This window comes from Gelidimonas diazotrophica (genome assembly GCF_055694025.1).
The window spans coordinates 1,102,138-1,123,076 of record NZ_CM146349.1 but is presented as its reverse complement, the minus strand read 5'-3'; the positions used below and the strand labels follow the sequence as shown (position 1 = coordinate 1,123,076).

Below are 20,939 nucleotides of genomic sequence, written 5' to 3'. Positions count from 1 at the left end.
ATACTCCCTGTTTTTTAGTAGGATTGGTGAAACCCATCACTTTTCAATCGCTATCAACGCAAATGATGGGTTTCACCCATCCTACGCCTGCAATCATTCTTCTTTCGCTGGGCCACGCTCCAAACCCGCCTTCGAACTTTGCCCATCCAGCGCATACGCCGAAGCCGCCAGCAACCGTTGCGTGTACGGATGGCTCGGCTGCGACATGACAGCCTCGGTCAGGCCGGTTTCCAGTACCTTGCCATCTTTCAGCACCATGACCCGGTGCGCCATCGCGCGGATCACGGCCAGATCGTGGCTTATGAACAAATACGCCATGCCGTATTTACGTTGCAATTCCGCCAGCAACAACAACACCTGCTGCTGCACCGAAACGTCCAGCGACGAAGTCGGCTCGTCCAGCAGGATCAGCGCCGGCTTCAGCACCAGCACGCGGGCAATCGCGATGCGCTGACGCTGGCCGCCGGAAAATTCATGCGGATAGCGCGACAGCATATCGGCGCTCAAGCCGACTTCGAGCAAGCCACTGACCACGGCAGCGCGCAGCGCGACGGCGTTCAGTTGCGGCTGGTGCAAAGCCAGTCCTTCGCCGACGATTTGCTCGATGGTGCGGCGCGGCGACAGCGAGGCGAATGGGTCCTGGAACACCACCTGCATCTTGGCGCGCAAGGGCCGGATCGCGGCGCTCGACATTGCGCTCACCGGTTGTTCGTCAAACTGAATCCGGCCTTCGACGCTGGCCGACGACAGCCGCAGCAAAGCCATCCCCAGCGTCGATTTACCGGAGCCGGATTCGCCGACGATGCCCAGCGTTTCGCCTTGTTGCAGCGTCAGCGTGACGTCATCGACGGCGATAAATTGCGATTTTTTGAACCAACCCTGTTTGATCTGGAAGGTGCAACTTAACTTTTGCGCAGCCAGCAATAGCGGCGCATCGGTCGCCACCGGATTAACCTGCCGTTGCGGACGACTGGCCAGCAATTTGCGCGTGTAGGCTTGGCGCGGATGGGCAAACAATTCTGCAGTCGGCGCGATTTCAACCAGACGGCCTTGCTCCATCACGCCCACCCGGTCGGCGAAATGACGCACCAGATTCAGGTCGTGCGAGATCATCAGCACCGCCATGTTCTCTTCGCGCTGCAATTGATTCAACAACTCCAAAATTTGCACCTGAATCGTCACGTCCAGCGCGGTCGTCGGCTCGTCGGCGATCAGCAGTTTGGGCTTGCAAGCCAGCGCCATGGCGATCATCGCACGCTGGCGCTGGCCGCCGGAAAGTTGATGCGGATACGACAAGGCCCGCCGCGCCGGCTCGGGAATGCCTGTTTTGTCCAGCAGCTCGACGGTGCGCAACGCCGCCGCCTTGGTGCTGATGCCTTCATGCTGCATCAGGACTTCGGCAATCTGGTTGCCGATGGTAAACAGCGGATTCAAGGCCGTCATCGGCTCCTGAAAGATCATCGCCACGTCCTTGCCGCGCACAGCGCGCATCGCCGCTTCCGAGCGGCTCAGGATATCCTTGCCTTCGAACGCGATGCGCCCGTCATAACGCGCATCCTGATTCAGCCGCAATATCGACAAGGCGGTGACGGTCTTGCCGGAACCGGATTCGCCGACAATCGCCAGCTTTTCGCCGGCAGCAATCGTGAAGCTGACGTCATTGACCACGGTGGATGAACCAAAGGCCACGCTCAGGTTGTGTATCTCCAGCAAGCTCATGCCTTCCTCCGTACATCCAGCGCATTGCGCAAGGCGTCGCCAATATTGGTCAGCAGCAGCAAAGTGATAGTCAGCACCGCGAAGGTCGACAGCGCGATCCACCAGGCATCCAGATTGTTTTTGCCCTGGGCAAGCAGTTCGCCCAGGCTGGGCGTGGATGGCGGCACGCCCAGTCCGAGGAAATCCAGGCTGGTCAGCGCCAGAATTGCGCCGCTCATGCGAAACGGCAGAAAAGTAACCACCGGCGTCAGGCTATTCGGCAACACATGACGCCAGATAATTTGCCCATGCGACAAGCCCAGCGCACGCGCCGCCTGCACGTATTCCAGATTGCGGTTGCGCAGAAAATCGGCGCGCACATAGTCCGACAAACCCATCCAGCCGAACAACGACAGCAATATCAACAACAGGCCGATGCTGGGCTCGAAGATCGAAGAAAAGATAATCAGCAAGTACAGTTCCGGCATCGAACTCCAGATTTCCATGAAGCGCTGGAATAGCAAATCGGTCTTGCCGGCAAAGTAGCCCTGCACCGCGCCGGTGATCATGCCCAGCAGCACGCCGGTAAAAGTCAGCGCCAGCGCAAACAGCACCGATACCCGGAAACCGTACAGCAAGCGGGCGCTCACATCGCGGCCGCGGTCGTCGGTGCCGAGCCAGTTTTCGCTGGACGGCGGCGCTGGATTGGGCGACTTGGCAAAATAATTCAGGGTGTCGAAGCTGTACGTGTTCGGTGGATAAATCGCCCAGTTGCCATTTTTGCTGAATTGCTCACGGATGAAAGGGTCGAGATAATCGGCCTGCGAATCGAAATCGCCGCCGAAGCTTTTTTCCGAATACGTTATCAGCACCGGGAACACTAATTCGCCGTTGTAACGGGCCACCAGCGGCTTATCGTTGGACAGCAATTCGCCCATCAGGCTGAGTCCGAACAAAACGGAAAACAGGATCAGGCTCCAGTAACCGCGACGGTTTTGCTTGAAACGCAGCCAGATGCGGCGTCCGGGTGAGATGGAGGAAGTTGTCATTTGTTCAGACTTTCAAACTGCACCCGCGGGTCGGCCCAGACGTAACACAGGTCGCCCAACAATTTAACCACCAAGCCAATCAGGGTAAACAGATACAGCGTGCCCATCACCACCGGATAATCGCGCCGCACCACGGATTCATACGACAGCAAACCCAGACCGTCGAGCGAAAACAGGGTTTCGATCAGCAAGCTGCCGGCAAAGAAGGCGCCGATAAAGGCCGCCGGAAAGCCGGTCACCAGCGGGATCAGCGCATTGCGAAACACGTGTTTGTACAGCACCGTGTTTTCGCTCAAACCCTTGGCGCGCGCGGTCAGCACATATTGCTTGCGGATTTCTTCCAGAAAAGTGTTTTTGGTCAGCATCGTCATCACCGCAAACGAACCGGCCACCGAAGCGCTCACCGGCAGCGTGATGTGCCACAGATAATCGAGCACCTTGCCCAGCACAGATAAGGATTCCCAATTGTCCGAAGTCAGGCCGCGCAAAGGAAACCACTGTACGAAACTGCCGCCGCCGAACATCACCAGCAAAAACACGCCCAGCACAAAACCCGGAATCGAATAGCCGATCAACACCAGCATGCTCGACAACACATCGAAACGGCTGCCTTCGCGGATCGCCTTGGCAATCCCCAGCGGCAGCGAAACGAAATAGGTCAGGAAAAAAGTCCACAATCCCAGCGTGATCGACACCGGCAGCTTGGATTTGACCAGTTCCCAGACATCCTTGTGATGGTAAAAACTCTGCCCCAGATCGAAGGTGGCAAAGCCTTTCAGCATTTTCCAGAAACGCTCCGGGGCCGGCTTGTCGAAGCCATACAGCGCCTTGATCTCCGCCACGCGCTCGGCATCGATCCCTTGCCGGCCACGATATTGTGCCGCGCCGCCGCCGGATGCCTCGCCCGCCGCCCCGCGCCCCTTGAGCTCCAGCAACGCTTGTTCAACCGGACCGCCGGGCACGAACTGGATCACCGCAAAGGTGATGCTGACCACGCCGATTAAGGTCGGCAGCATCAGCAACAGGCGTTTCGCTATGTAAGCCCACAGATTCATCGTCGCCTCATTTATCTGAATGGATCGAAAATGACGCTTTTACACGCCTTCTGACAATTATTTATACTACCAATTGTATTTTTATGTTCCGCATATAAAATATGCGGCAAAGGCACTATTTTTAACCATACTCCCTAATTTTTATTATTTAGGCTTTACTTCCCACCAACTCGAAATCACATACGGATCGGCCTGGTAATACAGCGGCATCTTGGCGGGAATGCCGAAGCGATTGCGGTAGGCGACCCGATGCGTCGATGAAAACCAGTGCGTGACGACGATATGCTTGTGCAGCAAGACCCGATCCAAGGCTCGCGCCGCCGCCACCAAATCGCGCCGTGTTTTTGCCGCCACCAGCAATTCCACCAAGCGGTCCACCGCAGCGTCTTTCAATCCCCAGGCATTGTTCGAACCCGGCTGATCGGCCGCTTTGGAGCCGAACATGTCGAACATTTCATTGCCCGGGCTGGTGACATCGGGGAACCGGGTGCTGGTCATGTCGAAATCGAATTCCTCCATGCGCTTTTGCACCAGCGCAAAATCGGCAGTGCGCTGCTTGACCTGGAAACCCAGCTTTTGCAAATTGCGCACATACACGCTGATGACGCGCGACAGCGCCGATTGGTCATCCATAATTTCGAACGCGAACGGTTCGCCCTTGGCATTGCGCAGCGCGCCGTCGCGGTATTCCCATCCGGCTTGTTTTAGCAAGGCCTGGGCTTGCAGCAGATTGGCGCGCAACGACGCCGGCGGATTGGTGCTGGGCGGCAGCGGAGCCGGGCCGAACACCGCCGGGTCGAGCTTGGCGCGCAACGGTTGCAGCAGCTTCAGCTCATCCTCCGACGGCAAACCGGTCGCGGCCATCTCGCTATTGTTGAAGAACGAATAAATGCGCGTGTATTGGCTGTAAAACAGTTGCCGGTTCATCCATTCGAAATCCAGCGCCAGCGCCAATGCACGGCGCACCCGAATATCCTGAAATTGCGGCCGCCGCAAATTCATCACGAAACCTTGCATGCCGGCGCCGTTGGAATGCGTCAATGCACGCTTGACAATCTCGCCGCTGGTGAATTTCGGGCCGTTGTAACTGCGCGCCCAGTTCTTTGCGCTGTATTCCACCACGACATCGAACTCGCCCGCCTTGAACGCTTCCAGCCGCGCCACGTCATCCTGGTAAAAACGATAATTGATCCGGTTGAAATTGAACATGCCCTTGCGCGACGGCACGTTCGTGCCCCAATACGACGGATTGCGCCGGAAGCTGATGGCGCGGCCAATATCAAATTTATCGATCAGATACGGGCCGGAGGCGATCGGCGGCTCCAGCTGAATCCGGTCGAATTCCGTTTTCGCGCCCCACTTGCGCGAAAACACCGGCACGCTGCCGACGATCAGCGGCAATTCATGGTTTAACGTCTTGAAATCGAAACGCACGCTGCGCTCGCCGGTCACCACGCATTGCTTGACATCGGCAAACACCGACTTGAATTGCGGCGCGCCCTTGGTCACCAGCATGTCGTATGAATGCTTGACATCCGCTGCCAGCACCGGATCGCCATTATTGAAGCGCGCCAACGGATTGAGCCGGAACGTCATCGACATGCGATCCGGCGCCAGTACCATGTCGTCGGCCAGCAAGCCGTACATGGTTGCCACTTCATCGCTGGAACCGACTGTCAGCGTCTCGAACATCAGGGTCGAGACACCGGCAGCGGCAACGCCTTTCATCGAAAAAGGATTGAATTTGTCGAAACTGGTGCGGCGGTCGGGATTGGCCAGGAACAGCTCGCCGCCCTTGGGCGCGGCCGGATTGACGTAATCGAAATGGGTAAAATCGGCTCCATAGCGCGGCGTGTCGTAGAGCGAAAAGGCAGGCGCGGCCAAGGCACTGGCGCACACCAGGCAACTGGCGCACAGCAATAAGGCATTCAGACTTTTTTTCATCCGGCGCACCAGAGCAGGCGCCGGCAACCAAAGTGCATATCGTGCATCACAACTCCCTCTTTTTTTATGCCATTTTACCGAAAGGCACCCGGCACGAACGCGAACATTTATACTTCGACCGGAACAGTATCGCAAGGAAGTATCGCAAGAACAGTTGCCGTCCCGTCGGCTACAACCTACAATCCCGAGCTATTTATAAAAAACTCGGCCGCACCGAAGAAACAACCCCTATTCGAATAATGAATAAGATATGCAGCAGCTTCCCGCCAGTTTGGCGCTGAAAGCCGCTTCTATCCTGCGATAGCACCTGGAGACACACATGGCATTCTTGCAAGACAAAAAGATTCTGATCACTGGTTTGTTGTCAAACCGCTCCATCGCATACGGTATCGCAAAGGCATGCAAACGCGAAGGCGCCGAACTGGCATTCACCTATGTCGGCGAACGCTTCAAGGAACGCACCATCGATTTCGCCAAGGAATTCGACAGCACACTGATTTACGATTGCGACGTCAGCAGCGACGCGCAAATCAACGCCCTGTTCACCGATCTGGGCCAATCCTGGCAGCAGCTCGACGGCCTGGTGCATGCGATCGGTTTCGCGCCGCGCGAATCGATTGCCGGCGATTTCCTTGACGGTTTCACCCGTGAAGCATTCGCGATGGCGCATGATATTTCGGCTTACAGCTTTCCGGCGCTGGCCAAGGCCGCAATGCCGCTGCTGCGCGCCAATTCGGCATTGCTGACGCTGACTTACCTCGGTTCAGTGCGCGCAATTCCGCACTACAACACGATGGGGCTGGCCAAGGCTTCGCTGGAAGCCAGCGTGCGTTATCTGGCGGAATCAGTCGGCAAAAAAGGGATTCGCGTCAACGGCATCTCTGCCGGCCCGATCAAGACTCTGGCTGCCAGCGGCATCAAGGATTTCGGCAAATTGCTCGGCTTTGTCGCCGAACATGCTCCGCTGCGCCGCAACATAACGATTGAAGATGTCGGCAATGTCGCCGCTTTCCTGCTGTCGGATCTGGCGGCTGGCGTCACCGGCGAAATCACATACGTCGATGGCGGTTTCTCGCATGTAATGGGAATTAACGCAGATTAAGCAGTTGATGTTTAGGCACAAAAAATCAGTCCACGAAAAGCACGAAAGACACGAAAAAAAACCTTCTCTGCCGCTGTAGAAAGGATGGTGTCATGCATTCTTTCGTGCTTTTCGTGTCTTGCATGCACCCTGCGTAACATCAAGTAGTTGGTGCAAGTGCAGCAAAATTGATGTATTATGTCGTCCTTGCGCTGCAATACAAGGCGTAAAGACAACAAACCCGCAATAAATTAGCAGCTTCGCAAGCCTATGCCGCATTCATCAGAATGCAGCATTTAAAGCCTTCCCGCCTTTTGTGTCACACCGACACAGTCCCGGCGCAAAGCTTTTGTGCCGAAATTTCTTTGTATTCATTTCAAGTCATTTCGTTGGTTGGCGTTGCTATTTTGCGTTCTCGCATTTGCATGAACGCTGACTTTTACGAAAGATAAGAATGACTTTTGAAGCTCTAGGCCTACACGCGTCCGTAATCCAGGCATTGACTGAGGCCGGTTACACCAAGCCGACTACAGTTCAGGAACAAGCAATTCCGGCAGCATTGCAAGGCCGCGACCTGATGGTTTCGTCGCAAACAGGTTCCGGCAAAACTGCCGCGTTCATGTTGCCCGCACTGCACAAATTCGCCTCCATCGAGCAACCAGCCGATGCGGGACAAAACAAAACTTCCAATCAAGAACGCCAGGCAGCCCGCGCCCGCGGCGACCGTCCACGTTTTCAGCCGGCACAGCCAAAAATGCTGGTACTGACGCCGACGCGTGAATTGGCGCTGCAAATTACCAATGCCGCTGAAAAATACGGTTCGCACATGAAGCGTGTGAAAACTATTTCCATCCTGGGCGGCATGCCTTATCCAAAACAGATGCAATTGCTGGCGAAAAATCCGGAAATTCTGGTCGCCACGCCTGGACGTCTGATTGATCATATGGAATCGGGCAAGATCGACTTCTCCCAGCTGCAAATTCTGGTACTGGACGAAGCCGACCGCATGCTGGATATGGGTTTCATCGAAGACATCGAAAAAATCGTTGCTGCCACTCCTGCGGTACGCCAGACCATGTTGTTCTCCGCTACGCTGGACGGCACAGTGGGCCGCATGGCACAGCAAATCACCAACAATCCAGTTGTGATCAAAATTGCCGGCTCCGCCACCAAGCATGAAAACATTACCCAGAAAGTCCACTTTGTAGACGATCTGTCGCACAAGAATCGCTTGCTCGACCATCTGTTGCGCGACGCCACGATGGACCAGGCAGTTGTATTTACCGCCACCAAGCGTGACGCCGACACCATCGCCGACCGTTTGAACATCGCCGGCTTCTCCGCTGCTGCGCTGCATGGCGACATGCATCAGGGTGCGCGCAACCGCACGCTGGATTCGCTGCGCCGTGGTCAAGTTCGCGTATTGGTTGCCACCGACGTTGCCGCCCGCGGTATCGACGTCCCTGCGATCACGCATGTGTTCAACTACGATTTGCCAAAATTCCCGGAAGATTACGTCCACCGTATCGGTCGTACTGGCCGTGCCGGTCGTAACGGCGTTGCCGTGTCATTGGTGAATCATGCTGAAGGCATGAACGTCAAGCGTATCGAACGCTTCACCAAGCAATTGATTCCAGTCGATGTGGTTGAAGGTTTTGAGCCTAAAAAGACAGCGTCTACTTCACGTTCGCCATCTAAAGCAGGCGGCTGGAAGCCGGGCGACAATCGTGGCAGCGCCAAACCAGGCCAGCGCACTTTCAGCAATCCGAATGCTGCACCGCGTAGCGCCAACGGTAATGGCGGCGGCTACAAAGGCCGCACCGGCGACACCGGTGGTGCGCGTCGCTCTTACAGCGATGGCAATCGGTAATCGGCAACAAGTAGTCACAAGATAGAAAATGGCCGCCGGAGCAATCCGGCGGCCATTTTTACGTTTACCTTGGGTATGCCAGAAAACATGCCGATTCCCGTATATTTTCATTACAACTTTGAAAATACATTATGCTGTATGCCAAATAGAATCCATGCACAAGCCCTGATATATCCAATAAAAATGCGCCACCAAGCGCCCTTTTATTAACTGATGTTACGCACTTGCTCGGTCACGAGAAAACGGAACAGATAGCTAAAGCAGAATAAATACAAAAATGACCACCGTTTCCCCGACCATCCAAATACCCGCTACGGAAGCTGCTGCGCGCACTGCGATGCAGACAAGGCGCGTCATCGTGGCGGCGGCCATTGGCAACGGCCTGATAATGTATGACTTTACGGTGTACAGTTTTTCCGCTGTGAATATCGGCAAAATTTTTTTCCCATCAAGCAATCCTTTCACATCACTGCTGATGGCACTTGCGACATTTGGCGCTGGTTTCTTCATGCGCCCCCTGGGAGCCATGATCATCGGGAATTTGGCCGACCGCAAGGGACGCAAGGCGGGGCTTACTTTCTCCATCACACTGATGACGCTGGGCACCGGGATCATCGCATTCACGCCGTCTTACGCATCCATCGGCGTGGCGGCAACGCTGCTCATTGTGTTTGCAAGGCTCTTGCAGGGGTTTGCGGCAGGGGGCGAAATCGGTCCCGCTTCTGCCGTATTGATGGAATTAGCCAGCAAAAATCGCCGCTGTTATTTAGTTAGCTGGCGGTCAGCCAGCCAAGGCGCGGCCGCGCTTGCCGGAGCTCTGATCACAGCATTCACCACGGCAGTGTTTACGCGCGAATCTATGCAAGACTGGGGATGGCGTATTCCCTTCATCCTGGGGATGCTAATCGGGCCGGTTGGCTGGTATATCCGTCGCCAGTTGGTGGAGGCTCCGATGGAAGCAACATATTGGCCTGCCCGGCCTACCTTGAAGAGTGTTTTCGCGCAACATCCCCGTACGCTGTGGTTCGGAATATTGTTGATGGCGGGACCCTCTGCCAGTATGTACATCATGGTGTTTTACATACCGACCTATCTGGTCACGACGCTGCATCTGTCGCCCATCCTTAGCCTGCTTTCGGCCTGTCTCGCCGGTACGGTGATTTTTTTTGCCAACCCAGCGCTGGCCCGCGTCGCCGACCGACAACGCCGCCGCAAGCCGATCCAGTACTTGACGCTGACCAGCAGCTTCGTGCTAGTTTTCCCGGCATTTCTAGCGTTGACGCATGAAGCGAAGGAACTGCTTTCATTATTGATTATCTGTGGATATGCCGCCGTGGCGCTAAGCAATGGCGGCGCCAACTCGGTGATGATGCTCGAAGCTTTTCCGCGTCACCATCGCGCGGCCGGAATGTCGATAATCTACAGCTTCGGTGTAACGATTTTCGGTGGCTTTTCGCCATTCATTGTGACCTGGCTAATAGGAGTGACGGGAAACCCGATGGCTCCCGCGTGGTATCTGCTGGCAGCGCTGTGCATCAGCCTGTTTGCCCTGAGTCGGTTTCCAGATACGGTTGAGGCTCGCTGACAGGCAGGCATCGTTGTGTTACTTACCGCCATTCGCATCCGTTTATTTGCCTCTGACACGCCGCAGCTCAAACGCATGGGCGCGCAAATCCTGCGGCGCCATGGCGTAGGCCCGGCGAAATGCGCGGGTAAAATCCGAAGCGCTCTTGAAGCCCAGCCCGTAAGCAATATTCATCACAGCCAGATCCGGAAATCTGACCAGCTCATCTGCCGCCTCGCGCAGCCTGCAGTTGCGAATATAAGCGCCAAGACCGCCCTCATGCTCAAACAAACGATACAAAGTAGCGCGGGGTAATTGCAACGCAATAAGCAGGCTTTCAGGAGATAGCTCTGCTTGATGGAGGTTGGCCTGAATATAGCGCCGCACTTGGCCGAACATGGCTGCGCGGACTGCCGCGCGCGTAGTGCCGCTCAATCGCGCCTGTTTGCCAAAAGCTGCGACCAGGAGCTGGACGCCGACGCGCAAGGCGCGGCTTGCTTCGCTTGCGCTGATACTCGCCATGTTTTGATTCAGCGACGCAACATGCTCGATGAGCAGCCGCATCAGCGGCGTCGTGTTTTTAATGACACGGCCATGCAAGGTTTCCGCGTCAGGAAAAGCCGCATCCACCAGCGCCCGCGGCACGAAGAAAGTCAGCACCCGGCAAGCATTGCGCTGCATGCGCACCGGCTGGTTCATATCCAGCGCAACAATGCTCGCCACGGATGACACGCTACGGCGCTGCGGGTAAAAACCCGTCACGGACTCGGTTCCTCCCTCTATAAACACATGAAAAACGTAATCGCGGATGCTATCTGTAGAGATGCGTGCCACTGAGCGCTCCAGCAACAGCGGGTCAGTGCGACAGTCGGTGAATGCCAGTTCACCAATCGCATAACAGTCAATCGATGCGCTGAACGGATTTTCAAGCTGCGCCAACGAAGGCAGCACATCAATGATGTGGCCGACCCGATCGCGCCAAGCCAGTAACTGCCGCTGCGGCGCCTCGCCCTGCACGTTGAAATGACTATGGATGATGCCGGGCGCAGGCGCAGGACGGCCACAAACCATGCGCTGATCAGCGTTATCTGCCGGTTGCTCACCAGCCGCGTGATTTCCAGTTTCAGAGGATAGCGTCATCGGTTGTCATGAATTGGGTAATGCGCAATAAACGGTATGAAGGACATATTTTTCAGGGGCGCACCCACCATCATGCAAACGCAGCGGGTAGAGAACTGACGAATTGTGTTGGATAACAGCAAATTTTTTAAAAACTGAGACGTACGGTCAAGTCCATGAAAACAGGCTAATTATAATTGCTCAATTATAAATTTAATGCTCGTTAATTAACGATAGTACAGGGAAAAGGATACACCGCCGCCTTCGCGCAGGCGGCCCCGCCGGCACACAGGTGGTTGCCGGCGGGGCAGTATCTCCCAGTTTTTGGCCACCACCACGATCCAGCAATCGGACCAGAACGTGTCACCAAACGAATTCAGCACAAGCGTGTCGCCAACGCCAAGTCAGGCAGTAGCGATAATCGGGAAGAATTTTGATGTCGCCGAAAGCGTCCGCTACCCAGTACAAATTTTTTCAAATCAGAGATGATGCATCGTGTTGGTCTGGCTGGACGAACCATGAAAATCGAACATCAATTCCCGACGCATGACCCGGCTAAAGAAGATTCTCGCAATATGATGGAAGCAGACAAAATCAAGATGAGCTCTCCGACGAAAAACAGAATTGATCTCAATGCCATGTTTGGTCACACGGATGTATTTGCCGTATTGAACGACAAATTACCTCTGCCAGACAAAGTCGAATACGTTCATCTTTTGCTGAAACAGCGCTTCCCTTTCATCGACCGGATTGCGGTGGCAATCTACGACAAAAAAACGGATTTACTCAAAACATTTGTACACAGCAGTAGTGGCGATCCGTCGTTGAGCCTGTACAACGCAAAGCTGGCAGATTCCGTCTCGTTACAGGAAATCCTGGAAGTCGGTCGGCCACGGGTGGTGAACGATCTCGATATTTTCCGCCGCGTGCCCGCCGAGCACGCCCGTCGCATCGCCGCGCAAAAATACGGCGCGAGCTACACCATGCCGATGTTTTCCAATGGAGAATTTTTCGGCTTCCTGTTCTTCAATTCCTATTCCAAACAGGTTTTCGACGATCTGGTACTGCACTATATGGATATGTTCGGCCACTTGTTGTCGCTGCTGGTGATCCACGAAATATCGAGTATTAGCAACCTGGCGGCGATCGTCAAAACGGCCGCAGAGATGGCGCAGCATCGTGATTTTGAAACTGGCGCGCACCTCGACCGCATGGCCAATTATGCGCGCCTGATCGCCCTGGACGTTGCGAAGAAACATCAGCTCGACGACGATCTTGTGGAACATATTTTCCTGTTTTCGCCGCTGCACGACATCGGAAAAATCGGCATTCCAGACAGCATCCTGCTCAAGCCAGCCAAGTTGACAGAAGAAGAATTCGACCTGATGAAGACGCACACTCTGAAAGGGACGGAAATCATCGACCGGATGCTGGAAAATCTTGGATTGGACGATTTGCCGCATGTCGAAATCTTGCGCAACATCGCCTTGCACCACCACGAAGCATTGAACGGCAGCGGTTATCCCAGCGGTTTGATAGGGATAGAAATTCCGATCGAGGCAAAAATCGCCGCAGTCGCCGATGTGTTCGACGCCCTGACCAGCCGTCGCCCTTACAAAGAAGCGTGGAGCAACGACAAAGCATTTGCATTCCTGCAGGAAATGGCCGGCAGCAAGTTCGATCATGATTGTGTAGCGGCCTTGATCGCCGCTCGCGAAGACGTAGAGATAGTGCAACGGCGTTTCAGCGAAAACATGCTGGACTAAACGAAGCGCTCCGCAGCGCGTTGCACATCACGACACAGGACGAACGAGTGTCGCATTAATCGCAAAAACACATACTTCAAATAAGCACATATGCCAGCCAAAATGAATATATCAAAATTCGGAAAGTTATTTCAAAGTCGTCACTATTCTTCGGGATGGATCAAGCCAGATTGCCAGCCTCAATATTGAAGTAGCAATGCATTCCGCGACACCCGCCAAGAACAATTAATGGACTAAAACAAAATGCGCACGAACTTGCCTGTCACAAATAATGAATACATCTTGCAGGATTCAGAAACGATTGTTTCCAAGACGGATTTGAAGGGCAGAATTACCTACATCAACCAGGATTTTCTGCACATCTGCGGATTTAGTGAAGAGGAACTTTTGGGGAAACCGCACAATATCGTGCGGCATCCCGATATGCCGGAAGAAGCTTTTGACGACATGTGGCGCACGCTGAAAGGTGGCAAGGCATGGACTGGACTGGTGAAAAACCGTTGCAAAAATGGCGATTATTACTGGGTCGAAGCCAATGTTGCGCCACTCATGGAGAACCATCAGATTGTCGGCTATACGTCAATCAGGGGCAAGCCAACACGAGACCAGGTCAAGGCGGCAGATGACGCGTATCGCGCGATCAAGTCCGGCAATAAACGGCTCGTAATCCACGAAGGAAGCGCATTCTTGCGGTCCCCACTCGACTTCTTGAAAGTCCTCAAAGGCTTTTCAATCACAGCCAAGCTGTCTATGGCGTTCGGCGTGCTTTTTCTCTTGTCCATAGTTAATGCGGTTTTTGCCTGGTCCGTGCAAGGTGGCGCCAACCTGAACCTTGCCGGATGGGCGATCACAGTAGCGATACTGAGCGTGATTCTTACCGTGTTTTTTGGACTCATGCTTTTCAAGAGCATTGTTGCTCCGCTGAAAAGTGTTTCGATAGACATAGAGCGCATGACCTCAGGCGATCTGACTGGCAAGATCACGGCAAAAGGTGAAGACGAAATAGCCAAAGTCGTGCAGTCGCTACAGGTCTTGCAGATCAATGTGAAACTTCTGATTGGACAGATTACACAATCAATTGATTTGGTCAATTTCGGTGCCGGTGAAATCGCCGATGGCGTTCTCGATTTGTCGGCACGTACCGAGTCGCAGGCATCGAGCCTGGAAGAAACTGCCTCGGCAATGGAAGAGTTGACGGCCACCGTGCAGCAAAATTCCGACAATGCCCATCAAGCCAGTAACTTGGTGATATCCACGTCCGACATTGCAATCAAAGGCGGCGAAGCGGTGTGTCATGTGGTGAATACGATGAATTCGATTAAGGAAAGCTCAAGCAGGATTGTCGATATCATTAGCGTGATCGACGGCATCGCTTTTCAAACCAATATTCTCGCGCTGAACGCGGCAGTGGAAGCAGCCCGCGCAGGAGAACAGGGACGCGGCTTTGCAGTGGTAGCTGCGGAAGTACGCAATCTTGCCCAACGCAGCGCAAGCGCCGCCAAGGAGATCAAGACGCTGATCGGAGATTCGGTAGAAAAAGTCGATGTCGGCAGCAGACTGGTGGACGACGCCGGCAAGACCATGAATGAAATTGTCGATTCGATCAAACGGGCGGCGGCGATCATGGGCGAAATATCAACTTCCAGCCGGGAACAAAGTGCCGGAATAGGACAGGTTCACCTAGCGATAACCCAGATGGATGCAATAACCCAGCAGAATGCATCGCTGGTGGAACAGGCCGCCGCCGCCGCCGCGACCATGAAAGATCAGGCGGACAATCTATCGCAACTGGTGGACGCGTTCAAACTCATGTCCGGCGGGCGAGTTTCGCGCTCCTTATCGACAGGCAAAGTCACAAAGCTCACCAACAAGTCCAAGATGAAGGCACTTCCATCCCGGCCAAACCTATGTTTATCCATAGAAAGTAGGCCTTCGTTTTAACGAAAAGCGTTGATTTGACGCCAGAGGTTAATCAACGCTGACAGGCGGAGGAAATTGGAAGTTGATTGACCATCACAGTACAAAAAACAGGCTGTATTCAGATTGCATGTTGATAGCAATGACCTATATTGAAATAACACTTCAATCAGGAGTTGGCTATGGATATGGATATGGAATCGTTTCAACGACTTGGTTACTCCACAGCAATTCCTGTTTCATGCCCTGCGGAAAGAGTATCAACATGTAATCTGAATCCAGCCAAGCGTCATGCAGCGCAAGTCCGGAAGCCGACGAAGATATCGTCGCGTTGCGGCAAATAGAAATTCCTGAATTTCGGCGAACGCATCCGCGGCCGGGTTACAAAAGATGCGCCGCGCAAGACTTGATGCGTGCAAAACCAGGGTGCCGAATACTCGCGATAGGCATCCGCCGCAAAGCCGGGATAAGGCTCGAACGGCGTACAGGTCCATTCCCACAAGCTGCCCCATTGAAAAGCCGCATGACCCGAGATGGCCGCGTACTCCCACTCGGATTCACTCGGCAAGCGGCGACCGGCCCAGCGGCAGTAAGCCTGCGCCTCGAACAGGCTGACATGGCGCACCGCTTGATGGGCAGGCAAAGCGGTCAGCCGGCCGAAACTTTCAGTGCACCACCCAAGACCATCGCGCTGCCAGTAACGCGGTGCCGAACGTTCCTGCTGCATCAGCCATGCGCGGCCGGCAGTGCTCCAAAAATCCGACTTCTGATAACCGCCATCGGCAATGAAATCGCTGTACTGGGCATTCGACACCAATGTTGCATCGATACTGAAGGCAGGCACCAGCACCGGATGTGCCCATTTTTCGTTGTCGAACACGAAGCCGGACTCCGGTGCGCTACCGAGCAGCATCGTGCCGCCGGGAAAATCGATCGCAATGTGCGGCGCTGGCGCTGCCGTCGTTTGGTTTATCCGTGGCGGTGCTTCCAGACCCAGGGTTTGCAAGGTCATCGCGAAAGCCTCGCCGTGCATATCTTCATGCGCCAGCACCAGCTGGTAAGGCGCCAGGTCACGGCCTGATGCGCCTGATTTCTCCAGCTTATCCAGCACCCGATCCAATATCTCGCGGCAATACATCTTGAGCGCGCCGGCGTTGGGCAAATCGATCAGCCAGCGCGTGCGGTGCGACACGGTATTCGAATCGAACCAGTCGTCGCCCTGTGTCAGCAAACATGGGCGCTGCGCCGCAGCGGGGTTGCTCGACTCGGCCTCGCGCAGCACGAACCATTCGGCGAACCAGGCGATATGCCCCAACTCCCACAGCGGCGGATTGATGATGGGCAAAAACGGCACATGCGCTGATACATCCAGGCTGGCGGCCGAAAAACGATCGAACAGCAGCAGCGTATAATGCCTCGCATCCTGCAAGGCCGCTGCCAGTTCTTCCGAAGAGGCGTTTCGAAACGAAGGATTTATCATATTTTTCGGAAAATTTTCGCGCTATCAAGGAGCATTCTTTGCCCCCACCGCAGATTGTCATTATCAGCCCCGCACTGGCAAAAGCCAATAACGGCAACTGGCAAACCGCCCGGCGCTGGTCGCAATTTCTTCGCCAACATTATCGAGTACGCATCGCCGCCGAGTGGGACGGCCAGAAAATTGATGCAATGATCGCATTGCACGCACGGCGCTCTGCGGAATCGATTGCGGCATTTGCCGCGACCCAGCCAGAATCTCCATTGGTGGTGGTGCTGACCGGCACCGATCTGTACCGCGACATCCAAACCGATGCCAGCGCGCAACGCTCACTGCAACTTGCCACGCAACTGGTGGTATTGCAAGCGTCGGGACAGCAGGAATTGACGGCCGATCTGCGCGCAAAAACACAAGTCATCCACCAATCGACGCGCACTCTGAAAGCCGTCGTGCGGACAACACCGACAACAGGGCGGCACCTGAATATAACGATGATAGGCCACCTGCGCGACGAAAAGGACCCGGCCACCTTCATGCGTGCCGCCCATTTGGTGCAATCGCCGCAAGCGCGGCTGATCCATATCGGCGGCGCGCTGGAGCCTGCTCTGGGTCGCCTGGCGGCACAAACCGAACAACAGGAAGTGCGCTACCGCTGGCTCGGCAACCTGCCGCATGCGACCACCCGCCAGCGCTTGAAGCGCAGCCATCTGATGGTCATCAGTTCCAGGATGGAAGGCGGCGCCAATGTGATTATCGAAGCCATTACCAGCGGCGTGCCAATATTGGCCAGCGACATATCCGGCAACCGCGGCATGCTGGGCGACGACTACGCCGGGTATTTTCCGCTGGGGGACAGCCGGCAACTGGCGCGCCTGATCGACCAAAGTATCGCCGACCCGGCGTTTTACGCGCTGCTGCAAAGGCAATGTGCGGCGCGTGCACCGCTATTTTCACCAGAGCGGGAAAAAACCGCTTTGCTGCAGTTGATGGATAATCTGCTGAAAGCCCCTCTCCCCCAGCCCCTCTCCCGCTAGCGAATCGCATGGCGATTCGGGCACCAGGAAAAGCCATGCCGGGAGAGGGGAGCAAAGTGAGCCGCTACGCGACTTTCACGTTGGACAACCCATCACATTACTAAGGCAATCCCAATGAATACACCGACCGACTTGAAAATCAAACTGACCGCGTTTTCCCACGGCGGCGGCTGCGGCTGCAAGATTGCACCCGGCGTACTGTCTGAAATCCTGAAAAATTCAGCCGGCTTCCCGGTGCCGAAAGAGTTGATGGTCGGCATCGAGACCGCCGATGACGCCGCGGTCTACAAGCTCAATGACGAGCAGGCGCTGATTGCCACCACCGATTTTTTCATGCCGATCGTCGATGACCCGTTTGACTTCGGCCGGATCGCCGCCACCAATGCAATCTCCGACGTGTATGCGATGGGCGGCACGCCGATCATGGCGCTGGCCCTGGTCGGGATGCCGATCAACAAACTGCCGGTTGAAGTGATTGGACAAATCATTCGCGGCGGCGAAGCTATCTGCGCCGAAGCCGGGATTCCGATTGCCGGCGGCCACACCATCGATTCGGTCGAACCGATCTACGGTCTGGTCGTGATGGGCTTGATCCACCCTTCCAAGGTCAAGCGCAATGCCGACGCCAAAGCAGGCGACAAGCTGATTCTCGGCAAACCGATCGGCGTCGGGATTCTGTCGGCCGCGCTGAAGAAAGATGCGCTGGACGCCGCCGGCTATGCGGCGATGATAGCCAACACCACCAAGCTCAACAAGCCGGGAATAGCCCTGTCCGAACTGTCTGGCGTCCATGCACTGACGGACGTCACCGGCTTCGGCCTGCTCGGCCATTTGCTGGAACTGGCGCGTGGTGCCAAGCTGAGCGCCAAGCTCGACATGGCGCAGATTCCGCTGCTGCCGAACGTCCAGCAACTGGCTGAACAAGGCTTTATCACCGGCGCGTCGAGCCGCAATTGGGAAGCCTATGGTCACGATGTGACACTGGCGAACGCCATCACGCCAACCCAGCAAGCGTTGCTATGCGACCCGCAAACTTCCGGCGGCCTGCTGGTTTCGTGCGATCCGGCCGCGGTTGATGAAGTCCTTGCATTATTCGCCCGTGAAGGCTTTGCCGACGCAGCGGTGATTGGCGAAATGATCGAAGGACCAACCGGGATAGTCGTCACCGCAGCGTAATTGCAACATCGCCAATATGCGGAAAATACCGCAAGAGGCTTGACAAACCCCGCTGGCGCCAACTACATTGAGCCCATGTCATTCGCTCAATTCCCCCTTCCGAACTTTGTACAGCCTGCTGGCGCTCCGCTAGCAGGCTTGCTACGACTGCCGCTGGCGTAAAACGCCCGCCTTCTGTTTTACCCTGCTGGCAGCGCGCTGCCAGCAGTCCGGCAAGAAAACAATACTGCTGATCCAATATTCAACATGCATTCCACAATGAATCCTGTAACCATCATGCAAGGCACCTTTGTCGCCATGATGGTTGTTGCGCGTTTGCTGGGTCTGCTGGGTCTGCTGCTGCTACCGCTACCGATCGGTTGCCTGGCCTTGCGTTAAGTGGCCGTCAGGCAGCCTCGCTGCCACATCAATTGTTCAAACTTGTTGTTACCATTTCCTCTCAAAACCCAAAGGATTCATCATGATGTTGCCCAACCCTGCAGCCAAATATCGCCCGTCTCCCGTTGTCCAAATAAGCAACCGCAGCTGGCCGGATCAGATCATCACCACAGCGCCGATCTGGATGAGCAGCGACTTGCGCGACGGCAATCAGGCATTGATCGAGCCGATGAGCCTGGAAAAGAAGCTGCGTTTTTTCGAGATGCTGGTCAAGATCGGCTTCAAGGAAATTGAAGTCGGCTTTCCTTCCGCCTCGCAAACCGATTTCGATTTCGTGCGCATGTTGATTGATGAAAACCGGATTCCGGACGACGTCAGCATCATTGCGTTGACCCAGTCGCGCGAGGTCCTGATCGACCGCACGATCGAAGCCATGCTCGGCGCCAAACGCGCAATCGTGCATCTGTACAACTCGGTGGCGCCGGCTTTTCGCCGCATCGTCTTCAAAATGTCGCGCGCTGACATCAAGGCGCTCGCCATCAGCGGCACCCGGCACATCAAGGACTTGACTGCGATGCATCCGGAAACCGCCTGGCGTTTCGAATACTCGCCGGAATCGTTCAGCCAGACCGAGCTGGATTTTTCCAAAGAAGTATGCGATGCGGTATCCGAAGTCTGGCAGCCAACATCGGATAACAAGATGATCTTCAACCTGCCGGCCACCGTCGAATCCAGCACGCCGAACGTGTATGCGGACCAGATCGAGTGGATGCACCGCAATCTGGCACGGCGCGACGCGATCGTCATCAGCGTCCACCCGCACAACGACCGCGGCAGCGCGGTGGCCGCAGCCGAATTGGCGATGATGGCCGGCGCGGATCGGGTTGAAGGCTGTTTGTTCGGCAATGGCGAGCGTACCGGCAACGTCGATCTGGTGACGCTGGCAATGAATCTGTACACCCAAGGCGTGCATCCGGGACTCGATTTTTCCGATATCGATAGCGTGCGGCGCTGCGTCGAAGAGTGCAACCAGATCCCGGTGCATCCGCGCCATCCGTATGTCGGCGATCTGGTGTTTACCGCCTTCTCCGGCTCGCATCAGGATGCGATCAAAAAAGGTCTGGCCCAGCAGCAGGCGGAGGCACAGTGGGACGTGCCGTATCTGCCGATTGATCCGGCCGATCTCGGGCGCAGCTACGATGCGGTGATCCGCATCAATAGCCAGTCCGGCAAAGGCGGCATGGCGTATTTGCTGGAACAGGAATACGGTTTGTCGCTGCCGCGCCGGCTGCAGATAGAATTCAGCCGCGCGGTGCAGGCAACCACGGACCGCACCGGGGGCGAAGTCGCGGCGCAAGACATCTACGCCATTTTCGAGCAGGAATACCTCGCTCACACCACGCCCTACGCCTATCAGGCGCACCGCATGGAAGAAGATTCTGCCAAGGCGGAAGCGGTCCAGATTGAAATCGACATCGTCCAGAATGGCGAGCAAATGGCGCTGGCGGGCGGCGGCAACGGGCCGATCGATGCCTTCGTCAATGCGCTCGGTCTGGATATTCAGTTGATGGATTATCACGAACATGCGATCGGTTCCGGCGCCAATGCGCAGGCGGTTTGCTACGTCGAGTTGCGTCTCGACAATGGCCCAACCCTGTTCGGCGTCGGCCTCGATGGCAATATCGTGACCGCTTCATTCAAGGCGGTACTGAGCGCCGTCAACCGGCAACTGGCGCTGCGCCAGCGGGAGCAGGCGGTCAGTAGTGCTCAGGTAATTATCAGCGGGTAGTTGCGCAAACAGTGGCGGGGCA

The 20,939-nt window shown here is 55.6% G+C and carries 14 protein-coding genes; 8 read left to right on the top strand and 6 right to left on the bottom strand.

Annotated features, from left to right (window positions below; genetic code table 11):
- Positions 1 to 93: 93 nt before the first annotated feature.
- The 4 genes from KGFNPO_RS05195 to KGFNPO_RS05180 form a co-directional block, all read right to left on the bottom strand.
- A complete protein-coding gene (locus tag KGFNPO_RS05195; protein ID WP_472633427.1) occupies positions 94 to 1,719 on the bottom strand; it encodes an ABC transporter ATP-binding protein in 1,626 nt (541 codons plus the stop codon).
- Entirely contained in the window at positions 1,716 to 2,747 is a 1,032-nt protein-coding gene (locus tag KGFNPO_RS05190) for an ABC transporter permease (RefSeq protein ID WP_472633426.1), read from the bottom strand. Before KGFNPO_RS05190 ends, KGFNPO_RS05195 begins: the two co-directional genes overlap by 4 nt.
- Positions 2,744 to 3,802 (bottom strand): microcin C ABC transporter permease YejB, encoded by a 1,059-nt coding sequence (locus KGFNPO_RS05185; protein ID WP_472633425.1) that lies wholly within the window; start codon positions 3,800 to 3,802, stop codon positions 2,744 to 2,746. Before KGFNPO_RS05185 ends, KGFNPO_RS05190 begins: the two co-directional genes overlap by 4 nt.
- A 144-nt stretch (positions 3,803 to 3,946) precedes the next feature.
- A complete protein-coding gene (locus KGFNPO_RS05180) occupies positions 3,947 to 5,746 on the bottom strand; it encodes an extracellular solute-binding protein (protein WP_472633424.1) in 1,800 nt (599 codons plus the stop codon).
- A 319-nt stretch (positions 5,747 to 6,065) separates the two neighbouring features.
- On the opposite strand from KGFNPO_RS05180, the gene fabI reads away from it, so the two are divergent.
- The 3 genes from fabI (at position 6,066) to KGFNPO_RS05165 (ending at position 10,282) form a co-directional block, all read left to right on the top strand.
- On the top strand, positions 6,066 to 6,848 hold the full coding sequence (gene fabI, locus KGFNPO_RS05175) for an enoyl-ACP reductase FabI (protein ID WP_472633422.1): 783 nt from the start codon (positions 6,066 to 6,068) through the stop codon (positions 6,846 to 6,848).
- A 433-nt stretch (positions 6,849 to 7,281) separates the two neighbouring features.
- Complete coding sequence (locus tag KGFNPO_RS05170) at positions 7,282 to 8,697, top strand: DEAD/DEAH box helicase (RefSeq protein ID WP_472633421.1); 1,416 nt, start codon at positions 7,282 to 7,284, stop codon at positions 8,695 to 8,697.
- 277 nt (positions 8,698 to 8,974) lie between these two features.
- Positions 8,975 to 10,282 (top strand): MFS transporter, encoded by a 1,308-nt coding sequence (locus KGFNPO_RS05165; protein WP_472633420.1) that lies wholly within the window; start codon positions 8,975 to 8,977, stop codon positions 10,280 to 10,282.
- Positions 10,283 to 10,324: 42 nt separating this feature from the next.
- On the opposite strand, the gene KGFNPO_RS05160 is transcribed toward KGFNPO_RS05165, so the two are convergent.
- Positions 10,325 to 11,401: a helix-turn-helix domain-containing protein gene (locus tag KGFNPO_RS05160; protein ID WP_472633419.1), complete on the bottom strand. Its 1,077-nt coding sequence runs from the start codon at positions 11,399 to 11,401 to the stop codon at positions 10,325 to 10,327.
- Positions 11,402 to 11,898: 497 nt separating this feature from the next.
- Between KGFNPO_RS05160 and KGFNPO_RS05155 the strand changes: the two genes are divergently transcribed.
- Both KGFNPO_RS05155 and KGFNPO_RS05150 read left to right on the top strand, forming a co-directional pair.
- On the top strand, positions 11,899 to 13,146 hold the full coding sequence (locus KGFNPO_RS05155; RefSeq protein ID WP_472633418.1) for an HD-GYP domain-containing protein: 1,248 nt from the start codon (positions 11,899 to 11,901) through the stop codon (positions 13,144 to 13,146).
- 282 nt (positions 13,147 to 13,428) lie between these two features.
- Positions 13,429 to 15,087 carry a methyl-accepting chemotaxis protein gene (locus tag KGFNPO_RS05150; protein ID WP_472633417.1) on the top strand — a complete coding sequence of 553 codons (1,659 nt, stop codon included), beginning with the start codon at positions 13,429 to 13,431 and terminating at the stop codon, positions 15,085 to 15,087.
- Between the two features lie 265 nt (positions 15,088 to 15,352).
- Here the strand turns inward: KGFNPO_RS05150 and senA are convergent, their stop codons facing one another.
- A complete protein-coding gene (gene senA, locus KGFNPO_RS05145; RefSeq protein ID WP_472633416.1) occupies positions 15,353 to 16,543 on the bottom strand; it encodes a selenoneine synthase SenA in 1,191 nt (396 codons plus the stop codon).
- A gap of 38 nt (positions 16,544 to 16,581) precedes the next feature.
- Here senA and senB point away from each other — a divergent pair, with 38 nt between their 5' ends.
- The 3 genes from senB to leuA all read left to right on the top strand — a co-directional run bounded on the left by senB (position 16,582) and on the right by leuA (position 20,917).
- Positions 16,582 to 17,574 (top strand): selenoneine biosynthesis selenosugar synthase SenB, encoded by a 993-nt coding sequence (gene senB / locus KGFNPO_RS05140; protein ID WP_472633415.1) that lies wholly within the window; start codon positions 16,582 to 16,584, stop codon positions 17,572 to 17,574.
- 114 nt (positions 17,575 to 17,688) lie between these two features.
- Positions 17,689 to 18,750, top strand: coding sequence for a selenide, water dikinase SelD (selD, locus tag KGFNPO_RS05135; protein ID WP_472633414.1), 1,062 nt, complete (start codon positions 17,689 to 17,691; stop codon positions 18,748 to 18,750).
- A 460-nt stretch (positions 18,751 to 19,210) separates the two neighbouring features.
- Positions 19,211 to 20,917 carry a 2-isopropylmalate synthase gene (leuA, locus tag KGFNPO_RS05130; RefSeq protein WP_472633413.1) on the top strand — a complete coding sequence of 569 codons (1,707 nt, stop codon included), beginning with the start codon at positions 19,211 to 19,213 and terminating at the stop codon, positions 20,915 to 20,917.
- Positions 20,918 to 20,939: the final 22 nt, after the last annotated feature.